This is a genomic window from Chryseobacterium sp. P1-3 (genome assembly GCF_000738495.1).
GTDB lineage: Bacteria > Bacteroidota > Bacteroidia > Flavobacteriales > Weeksellaceae > Chryseobacterium > Chryseobacterium gallinarum.
Map to the genome: position 1 here is coordinate 87,160 of NZ_JPEQ01000010.1, position 19,199 is coordinate 106,358.

The window sequence follows — 19,199 nt, forward strand, 5'->3', positions numbered from 1 at the left end:
TTATATACTATATATTTATTTCTGCCGGGTCAATGTTATGAGGGTGGAAAGGAAGTTTTTTGAAGTCTTCTTTGCTCAGCACCACTGTCTCCGCGCTTTTATATTTATTCATCGCTTCCACTACATCATCCGGTGGAGTTGTCATTTTTCTCAGCATCATATCAATCCATACTCCTGTTGCTTCTGAAGTGGCACAATGTACTCCGTCCGGTGTATAGAACTTGTGTACGAAACGGTAAATCGAAGAGTCTTCGGAACAGCCGTCAATTTCCACACTCACGATTACCGTCTGATCTGCATAAATTTCTTTGAAAAAAGAATACCTTTCATGAAGGATAACAGGTCCTATTCCCCATCTGCTTAACTGTGTAACTCCCATTTTTTCTTTAGTCATGAAAGCCATTCTGGCCTGTGCACAATATTGTACATAGGACGAGTTTGCTAAGTGCTTGTTGGCATCAAGGTCGCTCCAACGCACTTCAAATTTATGGTAGAAAATCATACTGAAATCGTTTTTGGGTTCATTAAAATTATAATCTTCAAAAATACTCAAATAAGATGGTTTATAAAAATTGTACTTTTGGAAAAATAATCTTCAGCATAGGATTACATATACATGAAACAGATCATAATTATCGGAGGTGGGGCTGCAGGCTTTTTCTGTGCATCCAACCTTGACGAAAAGAAATATACTATTACCATTTTAGAGCAGAACTCAGATGTCCTTCAGAAAGTGAAAATTTCCGGAGGCGGACGTTGTAATGTCACCCATGCCTGCTTTGATCCAAGAGAGCTAGTTCAGTTTTATCCCCGCGGGAATAAAGAATTATTAAGTGTCTTCACCAGATTCCAGCCGGGAGATACTATGGAATGGTTTGACCAGCGTAATGTTCCTCTTAAAATTGAAAATGATAACAGAACATTCCCTGAAAGTAATTCTTCACAAACCATCATCAATACATTTCTGAATGAAACCCAAAAGAAGAATGTAACGGTAAAGACAAAATGTACGGTAAAAGAGATTGAAAAACAGGATGAAAAGTACCTGGTAAAAACCAATTCCGGAGATTTCGAAGCAGATTATATTGTGTATACTACCGGAAGCTCACCAAAGTCATTGAAAATTATTGAAAGCCTGGGTCATAAGATTATTGATCTGGTTCCTTCCCTGTTTACCTTTAATATTAAAGATGAATTGTTAAAAGATCTGCCGGGGACAAGCTTTGAAAATGCAGGCATTTCAATTCCCGAATTAAAAACAGAAGAAAGCGGGCCACTTTTGATAACACACTGGGGACTTTCCGGACCGGCTGTTTTGAAAATCTCTGCCTGGGAAGCCATAAACCTTGCTAAGCTTAAATATAATTTTGAAATTGAAGTTAATTTCATTTCAATATCAATGGATGATGCTGAGGAAAGCTTTCTCCATTTTAAACAAAATAATCCTAAAAAAAGCATCGGCCAATCGAAAATTTTTGAACTAACGAACCGCTTCTGGCAGAAAATATTGGAGATTTCAAAGGTTGACCTCAACAAACAAATGGCCAATGTTTCAGGAAAAGAAATGCAGAAAATCCTGGAAAATCTTTGCAGAAAGAAATTCCGGGTCACCGGAAAATCTACATTCAAAGATGAGTTTGTAACAGCCGGAGGTGTTGATTTAAAAGAAATTAACTTTAAAAACATGTCTTCAAAATTACTCCCTAATTTTTATATTGCAGGCGAAGTTTTGAATATAGATGCCGTAACAGGGGGCTTCAATTTCCAGGCATGCTGGAGTGAAGGATGGCTCATTGCACAGGACTTAAATACTTTATAGTAAATAAATGCTCCCCTTAAACACCTGTTATTGCCGGCTTTAATTGATAGATATGCTTTTGGCCAGAAAAAATATTATTCTTTTTGTAAAAGCCCTTTTAATCATTGGGTTTACTTATTTCTTTTGGCTGATGTTCAGGATTACGCTGGAGTATATTCCTTTTAATTCTGAAGTCAGTTTTCTGATGATCAAACAAACCGAAGTTACCAAAAGACCGGAATATCTCAGTTTCTTCTATACCCATGTTTATACGAGTATTTTTGTTCTTCTTTCCGGTTTTCTGGCTATTCTCAGGAAAGATTTTGGAATAAAAAATTTTCACAAGAATATAGGAAAGATGTATATTTTCCTCATTCTGATCTTCGCAGCACCTTCAGGAATTTATATGGGGATATTTGCAAACGGAGGCCTGTTATCGAAAATCTCATTTATCATACTGGGTATTTTATGGTGGTTTTCAACCTGTAAATCTTATAAGCTTGCCCGGCAGAAAAGATTTAAAGAACACAGGCAGTGGATGTGGCGAAGCTTTGCCTTTACCTTATCCGCCATTACCCTTCGGATGTGGAAGGTTATTATCGTATATTTATTGCATCCAAACCCAATGGATGTCTATCAGGTTATTGCATGGCTGGGCTGGATTCCGAATATATTTTTAATTGAATATTTAATCACAAAAAAACAGATATGAAAACCTTACATTATACTTTGCTAGTGTTAGCCATTTCTTTAACAGGCTGTAAAAAAGACACCAAAAACAACAATTCCGGAAAAGATTCTTCAATTGCAAAAAAAGATTCGGTTGTTATTCCTGAAATCCATAAAGAGTATTATGGTATTTATACCGGTGATTTTAATGGTATGGTAACAACAGTTGACGAAATTGACGACACCCCATATGATGTGGACGTATATAAGAAAATTTCATTAAAAATCAACAGAATCACGAAGGACAGTGTTTATGGGCAAAGTATCGTTAATGGCAATCAGCGCCCTTTCAGAGGAGTTTTTAATGAAGCATCAAAATCATTTGTACTTGATGAACCGGGAAATGATAAAACGGATGGCAGATTTGAGGTAAAACTGACCGGTGACAGCTTGACTGGGAGATGGAGTGCCTTCAATAAAGCAGCCGTAAAAGCTCCGGTAAAAACACTGAAACTCCTTAAAAAGGAGTTTGTATATAATCCCAACTTTATGCTTGATAAAGATTCAAATCTGGTAGACTGGACCAATCCAAAGGAGTTTGTAGAAAAATATACCGATGACGAAACCGGAAAAACGGAAAGCTATACGACTTCTAAAAACAGAGTGGCTTCTGATGCTGTTTTTAAGCTTAATGCTTCTAAACAGAAACTGACGGAAAAGGACCTTAAAAATTTAAGAAAACTTGATCTTGAAATCATCAAAAACTCTGTCTTTGCAAGACACGGCTACTCTTTTAAAAAAAGAGACCTACAGAAATTTCTTTGAACAGACTGATTGGTATATTCCGGTTTCCAACAATGTAGATCAGGAGCTATCTCCTTTGGAAAAAGAAAATGTAGCACTGTTAAATCGTTTCACGAAATATGCGGAAGATAAATATGATAGTTTTGGAAGGTAATATAAACAAATACATGATGATAGGAATGCTGTTGCTGATTACGTTTTCGGTGAAAGCTCAACAACAAGCCTCTACTATAAACCAGCATACTAAACAACCCCCAGCATCCAATCCTAAATCCGGATCAGGAAATAACGGACCGCAATTCCCAGGTGGTATGGCCGCTTTCAAAAAGGAATTTGTACGTAATTTCCGTTCCCGGGTATTACATAATTCCGGCATTAAGGAGGCATCCGCAACAGCCATCTTTATTATAGAAAAGGACGGCAGCATGTCTAATATCAAAATAGAATCAACTGATAATGAGATCATTCAGGATGAGTTTATAAGAGCACTTAAAAAAATAAAGACCCAATGGATCCCCGGAGAACAAAACGGAACTAAAATAAGGGTTAAAGCAAGACAACCTTTAATTTTTACAACAGGAAAATAACTTAGTCTAGCTCATTTATTGTAAGAAGCGTCTCAAAAATCAAAATTTTCGTTATTGAAACCATGTCAAGATTTTGAACCTTGACATGGTTCATTCAGGCTTTTAACTAACATTCCGGCGCCCTGACCGTAATGTTCGGATACCTCATCCGGATTGTCATAATTGTTTCGGTGTTTTTGTAGTACCATACTGCGGATAAATTTCTGTCCTTCAATCACCAGGTAAGGAAATGTAAAATCCTTTTCGCTTTGCCTTAGCCAATCTGCTGGTAACTATCTTCAGGCTGTAAGGATTATTGGGATTAATTGTAATCACCGGCTAGCTCTTGGATTTGTATAATTAAGACCAAACGGGAACCACCGCCACAGGCTCTGCAAACATTATATTGACAAATACAATCATTTATAATAAAATGTTAATTTTCTCACAATCAATGGAATTATTTGAACGATTTTGTATATTCGTATTGAATCAAACTAAATTTATCATGAAAAAATTGAATTTTAAGAAAAATAAATTGCCTACAAAAGCATTAAAGAATATCATCGGAGGACAGCGTCCGGAAATATGTGTGGAGGGACTTTGTTTTATGCCCGGTTCTGATGAGCCTGTAGCGGGTCTCATAGACAGACATGGAAACTGCTGTTAATAATCACCTCTTTTTAAAATAACACAATCTACAAAATCAGACGACTATGAAAACATCAAACATTCAAACAAAAAAACTTACCAAAAAAGAGCTTAAAAAGATTAAGGGCGCCGGGCCGGAATGTCCGGTTGTATTTAGCTGTTTTGACCGCAATTCAGGTGAAGAGCTCATAGGGGTTCCCGGCATTCAGGATGGTCCTTGTTGTTAAAACCATTTATACAACAAAACCAGGCAAACTACCGGTCGTTTTCATTAGTTACTATTCGCAGAAACAGGATGTATCTGTTTCCGATGCGACAATACCAATATTCACAATCTAAATCAATTAAATTATTATGAAAAAGTTCAGCATTCAAAAAACAAAACTCACAAAAAGTGAGCTGAAAGAGATTAACGGAGGCGCTGCTGCATGTGCAGAAGGGTTATGCAAACTGAGAGGGGTCAGTCATTTTCTAATCATAGGTCCGAGGGGCAATGACGGATATTGCTGTTAACCGAAAATATAACAACCCAATTATAATTATTATGAAAACATCAAACATGCAAAAAACAAAGCTTTCTAAAAAGGCATTGAAAGAAATCAAAGGAGCTGGACCTATCTGCCACATCGTGATAAGCTGTACTGACCGCCGGACAGGACAGGAACGATCAGGTATTCCGGGAATTCAGGATGAGTTCTGCTGCTAACTTTACAAGTTTATAATAAAAAAAATGATTGGATCAGCCTCCAATCATTTTTTTTATTGCATTCAGCTTCATTAAAGCTTCAATAGGGGTCAGCGTATTAATATCTATTTTGGTCAGCTCTTCACGGATGTTTTCCAGTACGGGATCATCCAGCTGGAAGAAGGAGAGCTGCATATTTTCTTCAGTCACTCTTTTAATACTTTCTGAGGACCCTTTTCCATCCTGGCTTCTGCTTGCCTCCAGGGTTTTGAGGATCTCATTGGCACGATTTACTACTTTTGCAGGCATTCCGGCCAACTTTGCCACATGAATACCAAAGCTATGCTCACTTCCCCCGGGAACGAGTTTTCTCAGAAAAATGATATTACCCTTATTTTCCTGGATAGATACATGGAAGTTCTTAACTCTTTCAAAATTCACTGTCATTTCATTCAATTCATGATAGTGGGTAGCAAATAAGGTTTTAGCCTGGGTTGGATGCTGATGAAGGTATTCTGCAATCGCCCAGGCAATGGATACTCCGTCATACGTGGAGGTTCCACGGCCGATTTCATCAAGCAGAATGAGGCTTCGTTCTGAAATGTTATTCAAAATATTGGCTGCTTCATTCATTTCTACCATGAAAGTAGATTCTCCTGCAGAAATATTATCGGTAGCCCCCACTCTGGTAAAAATTTTATCCAGTATGCCGATTTCAGCATATTTTGCCGGCACAAAACTTCCTATCTGTGCCAACAGGCATACAATGGCGGTCTGGCGTAAAATTGCAGATTTACCCGCCATATTGGGTCCTGTAACCATTATGATCTGCTGAGAGTCCTTATCCAGGAAAATATCATTCGGGATATATTTTTCCCCCAAAGGAAGTGCATTCTCAATAATCGGATGCCTTGCTTCTTTTAAATCAATTGCAAAACCGTCATTTAATACAGGTCTGGTATAACTTTCAGATACTGCCAGTTCAGATAACCCGGCCGCCACATCGAGCTGGGCAATGATATTGGAATTCCCCTGGATCTGATCAATATAAACCATTGTCTCCGCACATAGATTCCTGTACAGTTCGTTTTCCAACACTCCTATTTTTTCTTCAGCTCCCAGAATCTGGCTTTCATATTCTTTAAGCTCTTCGGTAATGTAACGCTCGGCATTTACCAGGGTCTGCTTTCTTACCCAATCTGCCGGTACTTTATCTTTATGGGTATTCCTAACTTCAATGTAATATCCGAAAACGTTATTAAAATCAATTTTAAGACTGGAAATCCCTGTTCTTTCAATCTCTCGCTGGCACATTTCATCCAGGAATCCGCGTCCTTTACTTTGAAGGTTTCTCAGCCTGTCCAGCTCTTCGGAAACCCCTTCTTTAATGATATTTCCTTTGGCAATATTCACCGGAAGTTCTTCATTCAGGTGGCTCTGCAAGAACCTAATCAGTTCTTCCATATCAAACAACGGCTCCAGCCAGGCCAGCACATCTGCATGGGAATGTAACAGGGCTTTGATTTTATGAATATTGATCAAGCTCTGCCGCAGGTAACCGAGTTCTTTAGGCGAAATTTTTTCTGCAGCCAGTTTGCCCATCAGCCGGTCCAGATCGGAAATAGACTTCAGCAATTGTACAATTTCATACTTCAGTGCGTCATTTTCGTTTAAAAAGTCGATCAGAGAAAGTCTTCTTCCAATTTCATCCACCGATTTCAAAGGCAGGATAATCCTTCTTCTCAATAACCTTCCTCCCATTGGAGTGCATGTTTTATCAATGATATCCAGCAATGATTTTCCCTGTGGATTACTTGGATAAACGATCTCCAGATTCCTCAATGTGAAATTATCCATCATCAGGTAATCTTCCTGGGGAATAATCTGAAGTCTGGTAATATGGGAAAGCAGGTTGTGGTGGGTATCTTCCACAAGATAGGCAAAAATAGCCCCTGCAGCGGTAATGGCTAATGAAAGCCCTTCTACACCGAAGCCTTTTAAAGAATTGGTTTTGAAGTGATTGGTTAGTTTTTCATAAGCGAAGTTATACTGAAAAGCCCAGTCTTCCAGCTTAAAGGCATTTTTATTTTTAAGCTGCTCGGGCATTGGCATGCTTCTCTGGAAAATAATCTCACTGGGATCAAAAGTATTGACAATGTGCAATAATTTCTCCAGGGTACCTTCACTAATTAAAAACTCCCCCGTAGAGATATCTACCAGCGCAATTCCATATTTTTCCTTTTCCTTGTGTAAAGAAAGTAAAAAATTGTTCTTTTTTGAATTCAGTACCTGATCATTGAACGTTACTCCGGGAGTAACCAATTCCGTTACTCCTCTTTTTACGATTCCTTTTACCATTTTCGGGTCTTCCAGCTGATCACAGATAGCGACCCTCATCCCGGCTCTTACCAGCTTCGGCAGATATGAGTCTATTGAATGATGGGGAAATCCTGCCAGCTCTACGCTCCCTTCCCCGTTATTTCTTTTAGTTAGAACAATCCCCAGGATCTGGGATGTTTTTACGGCATCCTGCCCAAAAGTTTCATAAAAGTCCCCTACTCTGAAAAGTAAAAGTGCATCAGGGTATTTTGCCTTGATGGTATTGTACTGTGTCATTAACGGGGTTTCCTTCTTCGATTTTGCCATAGTAAAAAATGAGCCCCAAATTTAAAAAAATAAATTCAGGGTTGCCCAGTTAATCTTTCAATAAACTTTTCCTTATCAGGAATTAGTTGTATTTTCACCATAAAATACCAGATCTATGGAATTTCCCGTTTTAGAAACCGAAAGACTCTTTCTCCGCCAACTTACTATCCATGATACGGAAGACCTTTTTGAATATTTTTCCCAGGATGAGGTGATGGAATATTATGATCTTGAGACTTTCAAAACATTAGAAGATGCGCAACGGATCATTCAGCATTTTAACAGTGAATTTGAGAAAGGGAAAGGATTCCGGTGGGCACTAGAACTAAAGTCTGAAAAAAAAGTTATCGGAACCTGCGGATATCACAACTGGTACCGTGAGCATTCCCGTGCCGAAATCGGCTACGAGCTTAATCCCCTGTTCTGGAGGCAATCTTATATGAAAGAAGCTATTCTTCCCATTTTAACATTTGGTTTCGAAAGCATGGGCCTACATCGTGTGGACGCCTTCATTGACCCTGCCAATATTTCTTCAGAAAAGCTCCTCACTTCTTTAAACTTCAGTAAAGAAGGAACTTTAAAAGACTACTTTTTTGAAAAGGGAAAATTCGTAGATGCCACCATCTTCGGATTGGTAAATAAATAGGGCTGGGAGCTGGAAGAATGAAGCTGAAAGTTCCTTTTAGTCTGTGAATTTCTATGCATCATTCTATAAAATAGTAATGGAGGATTTAAATTCTCCCTCCCGGAAAGTAGCGACCTGCATCTTCCGACATCCACCTTTCTTATTAAGTTTTCTCTTTCCCCAGATGTTTCTCCAAAGCCTCTGAACTTTTTTTTATAGGCCCATTTTTGTTTATAATCCACCCATCTGGCTTTAAACAGCTTACGCATCAGTTTATCCGTATATCTCATCACAAAAACATGATACAGCATATTGGCAAAAACAGCCGGTTTATTTGGAAGAGCTCTCAGAGAGAGAGAGAAGCCGGGTTCCAGATACCTGTTGAAATGCCAGAATGCCCCGGGAATAAACAAAGCATCTCCGTGTTCCATAAAGATTTCATATCCCCGGGCATATTTCAATGCCGGAAATTTTTCATAATCAGGGTTTTCGTAATCCAGCTCATAGATGGTATGAACGGATAAGGGTACCTTATATAAGAAAGCAGATTGTTTCTGATCAAATAACAGGATCCTTTTTTTACCCTCAAAGTGGATATGCATAAAATCTCCCAGATCCACATCATAATGCATCAGGACATGGGCCTCACTGCCTCCAAAAAACAAAGTTGGAAGCCTTTTGAAAAATTTCATCCCCAGATCCGGATAAGTAAAATTTTTCAACAGCTCCGGAAGTCTGTCTGTAATAATATAAAAGAAAATACGTAAATCAGACGGCTTAGCTTTTATCGTATCAATATAATCCTTCATTTTCATATGGGTTACCGGAGCATCCGAGCTTTTGGAGGCGTCTGCCGGTTTATTGTCATACAAAGGAACTTCCTGATCTCCTGCTTTCTCACGAATATAGGCAAGATTCCATTTGTCAAATGCCTCCCAACGGCTGGCAAAATTTTTTGATGAGAAGCGGCTTTTGCTTTTTGAAATAATTTTTCTGAAAATCTTCTTTACTAATATCGTTTACTACATCTACGTTTTGAAGGATCATTGGTTTGGGTATTTTATGCGAAATAAAAATAGTGTTTTTTTGAAAATTGAGAAAATTAAGATGAAAGGGTTGGAAGCTGAAGAGATAGGGAGGATAGAATTACTATTTGCCCGCAAACCTCTATGCATCATATAAAATATTTTATAAAAACTTAAACCACTCCTTTGGCTTCAATGACTTCCCTTTTCCAGCTTCGGACTTCCTTACTTTATTCTGAAAAATTTATATTTGTAAGACTAAGCCAATGTATGAGAGTTTACAATACCAAGCATTTTATTAAAATCCTTTTTAGCTTACATAAAAGTGATACTTTGAAAATTTTGTTTCCAAGTATGATTCTGGTAGGATTATACTCCTGGGGCATTCAGTATTTAGAGGTGGAATACCTTCATCTCACCTCTAAATCCGGAGTTAGCAATGTAGGAATGATCCATTCTTTATTGGGCTTCGTGCTTTCTTTACTTCTGGTTTTCAGGACCAATACCGCTTATGACAGGTGGTGGGAAGGCAGAAAACTTTGGGGAAAGCTCGTCAATGATACCAGGAATTTTGCAATAAAAATCAATACTATACTTGGAGACAACCGGCAGGATGCAGAACAAATCTCCAGATATCTGAAGTTTTTTCCGCATTTTTTAGCCAAACATCTTTCGAAGGAGTCTACCCGACTGGCATTGGATGAAGACTATTCCGAGATTGAAAAAACTTTAAAAAACCACGGCCCAAGTGAAATGGTCATCCTTTTATCCCATAAACTGAACCTGTTAAAAAAAGAAGGAAAAATATCAGACATTGAAATGCTTTACCTGGACACCCAACTTTCAGGCTTCCTGGATGTTTGCGGCGGATATGAAAGAATTAAAAACACCCCGATTCCGTATTCTTATTCTTCGTTTATCAAGAAGTTTATTATCCTGTATGTCTTTGCGCTTCCGATTGCCTACGTAATTACTATCGGATTGTTCATGATCCCCCTTACTGTTTTTGTGTACTATGTGTTGATGAGCCTTGAACTTATTGCCGAAGAAATTGAAGACCCTTTCAACAATGATGAAAATGATATTCCTATGGAAACACTGGCACAAAATATTGAAAAAAACGTACATCAGATTATGATAAAAAAAATAAAACCGGATATTCTTCCGTAAAGTATAAGTAATTTATTATTTTTGAAGTAAAATAGGCCTAAACACTTTTCAGGTTGCAATAAATTTTACTATTTAATCTCTTATAAAAAACAACCTTAACACCAAAGAAAGGATAACACAATAATTTTTGTGTAAAAACAGAACATTGAAAAGCAGAGGTCTGCAAAGACGGAAAATTAATCTCATCAAAATAATAGAATTGGTACATAAATTAAAACTGGAAGAACTTAACAGAATCGATGTAGAAACCTTTAAGAAAGTTGAAAAAATTCCGCTGGTTATCATTCTTGATAATATCAGAAGCATGCACAATGTAGGAGCTGCTTTCAGAACGGCAGATGCCTTTTTAATTGAAAAAATAATCCTTTGCGGGATTACTCCGCAGCCTCCGCATCGTGAAATCCATAAAGCAGCCCTGGGAGCTACTGAAAGTGTAGACTGGGCACATGAACAAGACACCAACACTGCCATTGCAGATCTGAAAAGCAAAGGATATGAAATCATCGGAATTGAGCAGACTACCAACAGCATAATGATCACTGATTTTACCATTGATCAATCAAAAAAATATGCGCTGGTTTTAGGGAATGAAGTAGAGGGAATCAGTGATGAAGTGTTGCCCAATATTGATGTTTTTCTGGAAATTCCACAGCTGGGGACAAAGCATTCTCTCAATGTGAGCGTATGCGGGGGAATCGTCATGTGGGAATTTGCAAAGGCCCTGAAATAAAAAAAACTGCATATGTCATTAGCAGACAGTGCAGTTTGAAATAAATCTAATAAAAAGTAAAAATGAAAGGCGACAAAGGTACTTTTTTTTTCTTTACAAACAAATTTTGAGGCCTGTTTTTTTATTTCTGCTTAAAAAAAAATGATGTTTTCAGAAAAAGTTTCGTTTAATTTTTTATAAATTAGCACAATGTTTATTAAGGATTATATCTCAAAAGACTTCCCTTGTTTTAGCTTGTCCGATTCCATTGAGTCGGCCAGGAATATGTTAGAAGATTTTGGATATTCCCATATTTTCATCAAAAAATCCCATCACTTTTATGGAGCTATTGCCCAGGATTTTCTTTATGAAGAAGATGGAGGAACATTGAAGGATCTTGAGCATCAAATTGAGCGGTTTGCCATTCTGGAGGACAGCAATATTATGGATAGCATCCGTTTGTTTTACACCTTCAGTTCCAATGTGATCCCGGTAATCAACAAGAATGAAAAATATTTAGGCTACATTACCTGTGAAGATATTTTTCAGGACCTTTCCCGGTATCCCCTGTTTTCAGAATCAGGAGCCATTCTTACCATAGAAGCTCCTGCGCGGAAATATTCAATGACGGAAATAGCCAATATTGTAGAGAGCAATAATTCGAAATTTTATGGAGGTTTTATAAGCTTTATGTCTGATGAGGTCATTCATGTGACCATAAAGATCAGCAATGAAAACCTGGCCTCAATAGACGCCACTTTCGACCGGTATGATTACAGAATTGTTGAGAAATACTATTCTGACGAGAAAACCGATTTATTTAAAGACCGATTTGGTTTTCTCCAAAAATTTATAGAAATATAACAATGAAGGCAGCTATATATTCTCAGAAAAAAGATCTTGATACTTTTTTATATTTAAGCAAGTTTATCTCTGAGCTTGAAAGCAGGGGTGTAAAATCTGTTCTGTTTGATGAAATGGCTGAAGCTCTTCAGTTTTCCAAAATATTTGAAACCTTCAATTGCAAGCAAGACCTGCTTGATAAAGAAGTGGACCTTTTCTTCACGTTTGGTGGTGACGGGACAATTGTAAATTCTTTGACATTTATTGAAGATCTTGAAATTCCTGTAGTGGGAGTCAATACCGGAAGATTAGGTTTTTTAGCCTTTTTTACTAAAGAAGAAGCTTTTAAAGAACTGGATTCCATTTTAAAAGGTGATGTAAAAACCAGCCGCCGTTCGGTGATTGAAGTAGTCTCTCCGGGGCTTGATGGATTTTTCCCTTATGCACTCAATGATGTAACGGTTTCCCGGAAAGAAACTACCTCAATGATTACTGTAGATTCTTATATCAACGATGAATTTTTAAATGTTTTTTGGGGAGACGGAGTCATCATTTCTACACCTACCGGTTCTACGGCTTATTCTTTGAGCTGCGGAGGGCCGATTATATCGCCCAATAACGAAAATTTTGTCATCACTCCTATTGCTCCTCATAATCTGAACGTGAGGCCTTTGGTTGTGAATGATAAAGTGGAAATAAAATTCCGGGTGGAAAGCCGGGTTCCCCAGTATTCCCTTTCCCTGGATTCCAGACTGATCCATATTGAAACGGACAAGGAGATCATCATTAAAAAGGCAGATTTCCAGCTACTTCTGGTACAGCCTAATAATTTAAGCTTCTATGAAACTATCCGCCAGAAGCTGCTTTGGGGAAGAGATAAAAGAAATTAATGATTGCTTAAAAATGATTACCTTTACACGAAATTAAAACACCTAATAAATTTATATAAAAAGTAAAACATGAGCAGAATTTTTCCGGCAGGAGTTGCCACAGGTCAGTTAGTTACTGATATTTTTCAGTATGCTAAAGAAAACAAATTTGCACTACCTGCAGTAAACGTAATTGGATCAAGCAACGTAAACGCTACGATGGAAACTGCAGCGAAATTAAACTCTCCTGTAATTATTCAGTTTTCAAATGGAGGGGCTGCCTTCAATGCAGGAAAAGGATTAAGCAATGACGGACAAAAGGCTGCCATCTTAGGCGCTATTGCAGGGGCAAAACATATTCACACTCTTGCTGAAGCTTACGGAGCAACTGTTATTTTACACACAGATCACTGTGCAAAGAAATTATTGCCTTGGATTGACGGATTAATGGATGCTAACGAAGAATTCTTCAAGCAAACCGGAAAGTCTCTTTACTCTTCTCATATGCTGGATCTTTCTGAAGAACCTTTAGAAGAAAACCTTGAGATCTCCGCTCAATATTTTGAAAGAATGGCCAAACTTCAGATGACCCTTGAAGTGGAAATCGGAGTAACAGGAGGAGAAGAAGACGGTGTTGACAACTCAGATGTTGATAACTCTAAATTATATACCCAGCCTGAAGACGTAGCATATACTTATGAAAAATTAAAAGCTATTTCTGATAACTTTACCATTGCGGCTGCATTCGGTAACGTACACGGAGTTTATAAGCCAGGAAATGTGGTTCTTACACCGAAAATCCTTGACAACTCTCAGAAATATGTTCAGGAGAAATTCGGAACTGCTGCCAAGCCAATCAATTTCGTATTCCACGGAGGATCCGGCTCCACGTTGGAAGAGATCAGAGAAGCAATCGATTATGGAGTGATCAAAATGAATATTGATACCGATCTTCAATTCGCATATACTGAAGGAGTAAGAGATTATATGATCAATAACATCGACTATCTGAGATCTCAGATCGGAAACCCTGAAGGAGAAGAAAAACCTAACAAAAAATTCTATGATCCAAGAGTTTGGGTAAGAAAAGGCGAGGAAACTTTCTCTACAAGATTGGTACAAGCATTTGAAGATTTAAATAACATAAATACTTTAAAATAAGAACTGTACATTTGTATTAATGTAAAAGTATTTATAAGAATGCATTTACATTAATACATTTTACATTTATACATTAATACAAACAAAAATGGCATTCGACTGGTTTAAAAGAAAAGCAAAAAACATTACCACCTCTACTGATGAAAAAAAGGACGTTCCCAAGGGCTTATGGCACCAGACTCCATCAGGAAAAGTTGTGGAGCATGATGAACTAAAGAGGAACAATTACGTTTCTCCTGAAGACGGGTTTCATGTAAGAATAGGAAGTGCGGAATTTTTTGACATCCTTTTTGACGGTGGTAAATTTACCGAACTGGATGCCAATGTTGAAAGTATTGATATCTTGAACTTTAAAGATACAAAACCGTATAAAGACCGCTTAAAAGAAGTAAAAGCCAAAACCAAGCTTACTGATTCTATCAGAAATGCTGTAGGTACTGTAAAAGGAACTGAAATGGTAGTTTCTTGTATGGATTTTGCTTTTATCGGAGGTTCGTTAGGCTCTGTAATGGGTGAAAAGATCCGAAGAGCTGTAGATTACTGTATTAAGCACAAACTTCCGTATATGATTATCTGTCAGTCCGGAGGAGCAAGAATGCAGGAAGCCACGTACTCTTTGATGCAGCTGGCAAAAGTTCAGGCTAAGTTAGCTCAGCTTTCTGAAGCAGGACTTTTATACATTGCTTACCTTTGCGACCCCACTTTTGGAGGAATTACAGCTTCTTTCGCAATGACTGCTGACATTATTATGGCCGAGCCGGGAGCACTGATCGGGTTCGCAGGACCAAGAGTAATCCGCGAAACCATCGGAAGAGATTTACCTGAAGGATTCCAGACATCAGAATTCCTACAGGAAAAAGGATTTGTAGATTTCATCGTAAAAAGAACTGAAATTCAGGACACTGTTGCTAAAACGGTTAATTTATTAGCTGTAAAAGCCTAGTTTCTGTAACAAAAACAATACAATCTCTCTCTAATTGGGGAGAGATTTTTATTTATGAGGACTTTTAAGATATTTTTCAATACTATCCGGAGTATGAGTTTTAAAAAGATTATACGTCTTTTATCTCTTGTTCTCCCCCACCCTCTTTTTTCCATATTAAGTTTTTACGCTACTATTAAAGCATTCACCATTGCCCAGAAAAGATTTCCGGAAACAGCTTCCAATAACGGGATAGGAAATGCATTCAGGCATGCACTCTGGTGCTGTTTTATCATGATGTATTGCTGCAAAATCTCTTCTCCTGAAAAAGCGCTGGATTTCTGTAAAAGAATAACCGATATGCACGAAGAACTGTTTCCCAACCAGCCTTTGGAGACTAAAATGGATCTCCACAACAACAAAATCGGAATGGATTATTTCATGGAACTTCTTCCCGGCATCCACCGCCAGTTTTTTGAAAAAAGCTTCTTTGTAGACGGATTAATTAAAAAAATGGATGATGCCAAGGTCCTGAAAAATCTTGATGATGATTTTGAAGGGTATCTTGTTTACCTGGAAGAGTAAATACCTCCTTATTTCAACTACAAAAGTCACAAAACAATTAAACACTTAACTTTTTATAAAGTAGCTTTTTAAAAATTTTTGATTTTTATCTTATGTGAACTTTTTATATTGCATTATTTTAAACTTACTTAAGTGGACTAAAGTGTTTTAAAATAAAATCTTTTGTGACTTTTGCAGTTTAAAGTATTTTTGATAAGTTTAAACAATTAAATCAATCGAATGGTTCTCAGCAGAATTTGGTCGGCTTTCATTATCATTGCCATTGCCATTGCCAGTATAAAATACATTTCGTCAAGCCATTACAAAACCATTTTCAATGATATGGTAGTAGGAAAAGGCGGTGACACGGTAAAGATCGCAACCCAGCCCATAAGCAGCCTGTCTCCTGTTGTGAAGGATAGCCTGATAAAGAAAAATGATTTTGCAGACAGCAGAATTCATTATAAAACAGATTCTTTAAAGCAAAATGTAAACATTTACCGTGTTCAGGAAGCGGATGGGGTGATCGGAACTTCAGAAACAGCAGTAAAAATCTGCCTTGGATTGATTGGAATCATGACACTCTTCATGGGTTTCATGAGTATTGCTGAAAAAGCTGGCGGGATTAATCTTTTAAGCCGGTTTATCCAGCCGTTCTTTTCAAAATTATTTCCGGAAATCCCGAAAAATCATCCGGCATTCGGACATATGCTGATGAATTTCAGCGCCAACCTTCTTGGCCTGGATAATGCAGCCACACCATTTGGTTTAAAGGCCATGGAAAGCCTGCAGACCTTAAATCCCAATAAAGAAACAGCCAGTAATTCGCAGATCATGTTTCTCTGCCTTCATGCAGGTGGAATGACCTTAATTCCTGTTTCCATTATTGCCATAAGAGCCTCAATGGGATCCAAAACTCCTACCGATATATTTCTTCCCTGTATGATTGCCACTTTTGCTGCAACGCTGGCCGCAATGATTATTGTTTCTTTATATCAGAAGATCAACCTTCTTCGTCCGGTGGTTATTGCCTATGTAGGTGGTATTTCGGCTATTATCGCCTTGCTGGTGGTGTATCTGGTGCAGCTGAGCAAAGATGAGCTGGATGATTTCAGTAAAGTTCTAAGTAACGGACTCATTCTCTTCATTTTCCTCGCCATAGTACTTGGAGCCGTCTACAAGAAGATCAACGTTTTTTGACGCCTTTATTGAAGGAGCAAAGGAAGGCTTTACAACCTGTGTAAAGATTATTCCCTATCTGGTAGGGATGTTGATCGCCATTTCTTTATTAAGAACGTCCGGAGTATTTGATGTGATTATTGATGGTATGAAATGGGTAGCCAACGCAGCAAGCCTTGACCCACGTTTCGTGGATGGGCTTCCAACGGCTTTAATCAAGCCTTTGTCCGGGTCAGGAGCAAGAGGAATGATGGTGGATACGATGGCTACTTTTGGAGCAGATAGTTTTCAGGGTAAGCTGGCTGCTGTTCTCCAGGGAAGCTCAGATACGACGTTTTTATGTGATTGCCGTATATTTCGGGGCCGTAGCGGTAAAGAATACAAGATACACTGTAATTGCCATGCTTCTTGCCGATTTGGTGGGAATTATTACCTCTATTGCTTTGGCCTATTTATTCTTTGCTTAATCAAGCTGATGGTTGATGCCGCACATCACTCCAAACTAACAACTAACAACCAGCAATAAAATTACCATTATGATCACAGATAAAGAATTTACATTAAGACTCATCCGTCAACTTACCCAGGCTTTGGAAAAGCTGATCCTGGACAAACCTGAAGAAAGTTTACTGCAGAAAGAACTGGATTTTGATACGCTGATGCGGGACATTTTCAAGATGAATTTCACAGAAGTTTCTTCAATGACTAAGGAAGACATGATCGCCCTGGTCAGCCAGAAACAGGAAAGAGATCATAAAGATTATTATGAGATGCTTGGGAATCTTTTTTACTTTAAAAGCAAAGGAGAGCACAATAAAGATTTTCAGGATAAGGCAAAGACATTTTATGAACTGTATCTTCAGACCAGCGGGATTTTTGCTCTTCCGGTCATCAACAGGATCAATGAATTAAAAAAAGCACTTGAATAAGCGCTTTCTATGTTAGAATGTAATTTTATAGGTTCCGGTAGAGGATGTATTGGCTTTCTCTGCCTTTACATATTTTTTTACCCAGGCTATGGAAGTAGATGACACACAAGGATCCGAGATTCCTCCGGCCCTTCTTGCAGAGACTACGTTACCAGCCTTATCTACAGTATAAGCAATAGTGATAGATCCGCTTGCCGTACAGCTATGGGAAGGCTGAGCACCACCTCTACCCATTGTTCCCGGAATATATCCCACTAATTTTCGGTCGATTCCCACTTTACTATCCCCATTTCCATCACCACCTAAAGGATCACCTGCATTTCCAATTCCCTGCCCGGAGCCCTGGCTTCCCGCCTTTGTGCCCCTTCCTTTAATCAGGTTGCCAATAGCAGCATTTCCTTTTCCGTCACCATTTCCTGTTTTGGCATTTGCCGTAGCAGCTCCTGACTTTTTGGTGTTTTTTGAAGCGCTATTGCTTGTTGCTTCTTTCTTTTCCGCTTTTTTCGAGTCTTCTTTTTTAGAAACGGTATTCTTTGAACTGTTTCCTGTAATAATCTTTTCCTTAGCTTCTGTTTTCTTTGGCTCGGGAGCAGGCTCTGGTTTTACTACTGTTTTGGTTTCGGGAACAGGAGTTTCCGCCGGCTCGGGAGTTACTTCTTCCGTGGCAGCAGCCAAGCTTCCGGGTTGTTCTGCCGGCTCTTCAATTCCATTCCCATTTCTGTTATCCCCGAAATTCACGAGCATGGTAGTCACCACTTCGGGTTCTTTATCAAGTTCCGGTTTTAATTTATATAAAAAAACAAAAAGCAAAACGGCAGCCCAAATAAAGACAGAAAGCAAAGCACTCTTTACTCTATCCTTGTTTTCTTCGTTTCTGTTGGCAGTATAGCTTCTCATCTTAAAAGTCATTCTTCCGGCGATCCGGTATATTATTTATCTTTAACTGTTGCTATAGCAATATTAATCTTATGTTTTTCAGCAATTTCCATTACGAAAACAACGTCTTTATGCAGCGTATTTTCATCTGCCCTGATGGTAAAGGATTTTTTTTCCTGACCGGACAGCTTATCTATAATAACCTGCTCCAGTTCTCCTCTATTCACGGGATTATCATCTACAAAATAAGACCCATCGGGTTTGATACTTACGGTAACAGGATTGGGTATATTATCTTCAACAGCTCCGGTTTTCGGTAAGTTTACATCAATGGCACTTTGATTGGCTGCAGAAGACGTTACCATAAAGAAAATCAGCATCAACAGGATAACATCTGTCATCGCTGCTAAACTGAATTCCGGGTTTGCTTTATTTCTTCTCTGAATTTTCATCTGTTTATTCTGCTATTTTAAGGGTCAGATGGAATCGCTTAACGGTGTAAATCCCT

The 19,199-nt window shown here is 38.3% G+C and carries 22 protein-coding genes and 1 pseudogene; 18 read left to right on the forward strand and 5 right to left on the reverse strand.

Features of this window, described 5'->3' with window-relative positions; translation table 11 throughout:
• Positions 1-7 precede the first annotated feature (7 nt).
• Entirely contained in the window at positions 8-502 is a 495-nt protein-coding gene (locus tag HX13_RS14610) for an acyl-CoA thioesterase (RefSeq protein WP_050021888.1), read from the reverse strand.
• Positions 503-616: 114 nt separating this feature from the next.
• Here HX13_RS14610 and HX13_RS14615 point away from each other — a divergent pair, with 114 nt between their 5' ends.
• The 8 genes from HX13_RS14615 to HX13_RS22590 all read left to right on the forward strand — a co-directional run bounded on the left by HX13_RS14615 (position 617) and on the right by HX13_RS22590 (position 5,194).
• Positions 617-1,819, forward strand: coding sequence for an NAD(P)/FAD-dependent oxidoreductase (locus HX13_RS14615; RefSeq protein WP_050021718.1), 1,203 nt, complete (start codon positions 617-619; stop codon positions 1,817-1,819).
• Positions 1,820-1,871: 52 nt separating this feature from the next.
• Positions 1,872-2,510 (forward strand): DUF2306 domain-containing protein, encoded by a 639-nt coding sequence (locus HX13_RS14620; RefSeq protein ID WP_050021719.1) that lies wholly within the window; start codon positions 1,872-1,874, stop codon positions 2,508-2,510.
• A complete protein-coding gene (locus HX13_RS25645; RefSeq protein WP_262483557.1) occupies positions 2,507-3,292 on the forward strand; it encodes a YARHG domain-containing protein in 786 nt (261 codons plus the stop codon). Before HX13_RS14620 ends, HX13_RS25645 begins: the two co-directional genes overlap by 4 nt.
• Positions 3,293-3,414: 122 nt before the next feature.
• Complete coding sequence (locus HX13_RS14630; protein ID WP_157837450.1) at positions 3,415-3,858, forward strand: energy transducer TonB; 444 nt, start codon at positions 3,415-3,417, stop codon at positions 3,856-3,858.
• 487 nt (positions 3,859-4,345) lie between these two features.
• Entirely contained in the window at positions 4,346-4,507 is a 162-nt protein-coding gene (locus HX13_RS22575; protein WP_157837451.1) for a hypothetical protein, read from the forward strand.
• Positions 4,508-4,553: 46 nt separating this feature from the next.
• Positions 4,554-4,715 (forward strand): hypothetical protein, encoded by a 162-nt coding sequence (locus HX13_RS22580; protein ID WP_157837452.1) that lies wholly within the window; start codon positions 4,554-4,556, stop codon positions 4,713-4,715.
• A gap of 127 nt (positions 4,716-4,842) precedes the next feature.
• Positions 4,843-5,001, forward strand: coding sequence for a hypothetical protein (locus HX13_RS22585; RefSeq protein ID WP_156173244.1), 159 nt, complete (start codon positions 4,843-4,845; stop codon positions 4,999-5,001).
• A gap of 46 nt (positions 5,002-5,047) precedes the next feature.
• Positions 5,048-5,194 carry a hypothetical protein gene (locus HX13_RS22590; RefSeq protein WP_157837453.1) on the forward strand — a complete coding sequence of 49 codons (147 nt, stop codon included), beginning with the start codon at positions 5,048-5,050 and terminating at the stop codon, positions 5,192-5,194.
• Positions 5,195-5,227: 33 nt separating this feature from the next.
• On the opposite strand, the gene mutS is transcribed toward HX13_RS22590, so the two are convergent.
• Positions 5,228-7,819 (reverse strand): DNA mismatch repair protein MutS, encoded by a 2,592-nt coding sequence (gene mutS, locus HX13_RS14640; RefSeq protein ID WP_050021722.1) that lies wholly within the window; start codon positions 7,817-7,819, stop codon positions 5,228-5,230.
• Between the two features lie 115 nt (positions 7,820-7,934).
• Between mutS and HX13_RS14645 the strand changes: the two genes are divergently transcribed.
• Positions 7,935-8,465 (forward strand): GNAT family N-acetyltransferase, encoded by a 531-nt coding sequence (locus tag HX13_RS14645; RefSeq protein WP_050021723.1) that lies wholly within the window; start codon positions 7,935-7,937, stop codon positions 8,463-8,465.
• Here the strand turns inward: HX13_RS14645 and HX13_RS14650 are convergent.
• Positions 8,405-9,460 carry a cupin-like domain-containing protein gene (locus HX13_RS14650; protein ID WP_316931327.1) on the reverse strand — a complete coding sequence of 352 codons (1,056 nt, stop codon included), beginning with the start codon at positions 9,458-9,460 and terminating at the stop codon, positions 8,405-8,407. The genes HX13_RS14645 and HX13_RS14650 overlap by 61 nt on opposite strands.
• Positions 9,461-9,739: 279 nt before the next feature.
• On the opposite strand from HX13_RS14650, the gene HX13_RS14655 reads away from it, so the two are divergent.
• From HX13_RS14655 to HX13_RS14695, 9 genes and pseudogenes are all read left to right on the forward strand, one after another.
• Positions 9,740-10,639 (forward strand): bestrophin family protein, encoded by a 900-nt coding sequence (locus HX13_RS14655; protein ID WP_050021724.1) that lies wholly within the window; start codon positions 9,740-9,742, stop codon positions 10,637-10,639.
• A gap of 199 nt (positions 10,640-10,838) precedes the next feature.
• A complete protein-coding gene (locus HX13_RS14660) occupies positions 10,839-11,369 on the forward strand; it encodes an RNA methyltransferase (RefSeq protein WP_050021889.1) in 531 nt (176 codons plus the stop codon).
• Positions 11,370-11,633: 264 nt separating this feature from the next.
• Complete coding sequence (locus tag HX13_RS14665; protein WP_238555371.1) at positions 11,634-12,212, forward strand: CBS domain-containing protein; 579 nt, start codon at positions 11,634-11,636, stop codon at positions 12,210-12,212.
• 2 nt (positions 12,213-12,214) lie between these two features.
• Positions 12,215-13,081, forward strand: coding sequence for an NAD kinase (locus HX13_RS14670; RefSeq protein WP_050021726.1), 867 nt, complete (start codon positions 12,215-12,217; stop codon positions 13,079-13,081).
• A 69-nt stretch (positions 13,082-13,150) separates the two neighbouring features.
• Positions 13,151-14,221 (forward strand): class II fructose-bisphosphate aldolase, encoded by a 1,071-nt coding sequence (fbaA, locus tag HX13_RS14675; protein ID WP_050021727.1) that lies wholly within the window; start codon positions 13,151-13,153, stop codon positions 14,219-14,221.
• An 88-nt stretch (positions 14,222-14,309) separates the two neighbouring features.
• Positions 14,310-15,164 (forward strand): acetyl-CoA carboxylase, carboxyltransferase subunit beta, encoded by an 855-nt coding sequence (accD, locus tag HX13_RS14680; RefSeq protein ID WP_047095043.1) that lies wholly within the window; start codon positions 14,310-14,312, stop codon positions 15,162-15,164.
• 54 nt (positions 15,165-15,218) lie between these two features.
• Positions 15,219-15,728, forward strand: a complete 510-nt coding sequence (locus HX13_RS14685; RefSeq protein ID WP_050021728.1) for a DUF6973 domain-containing protein — start codon at positions 15,219-15,221, stop codon at positions 15,726-15,728.
• A 219-nt stretch (positions 15,729-15,947) separates the two neighbouring features.
• Positions 15,948-17,353, forward strand: a pseudogene (locus tag HX13_RS14690) (nucleoside recognition domain-containing protein).
• Positions 17,354-17,422: 69 nt separating this feature from the next.
• Positions 17,423-17,815 (forward strand): hypothetical protein, encoded by a 393-nt coding sequence (locus HX13_RS14695; protein ID WP_050021729.1) that lies wholly within the window; start codon positions 17,423-17,425, stop codon positions 17,813-17,815.
• A 12-nt stretch (positions 17,816-17,827) separates the two neighbouring features.
• On the opposite strand, the gene HX13_RS14700 is transcribed toward HX13_RS14695, so the two are convergent.
• Entirely contained in the window at positions 17,828-18,712 is an 885-nt protein-coding gene (locus HX13_RS14700) for a hypothetical protein (RefSeq protein ID WP_050021730.1), read from the reverse strand.
• Positions 18,713-18,744: 32 nt separating this feature from the next.
• On the reverse strand, positions 18,745-19,143 hold the full coding sequence (locus tag HX13_RS14705) for an ExbD/TolR family protein (protein WP_050021731.1): 399 nt from the start codon (positions 19,141-19,143) through the stop codon (positions 18,745-18,747).
• Positions 19,144-19,199: the final 56 nt, after the last annotated feature.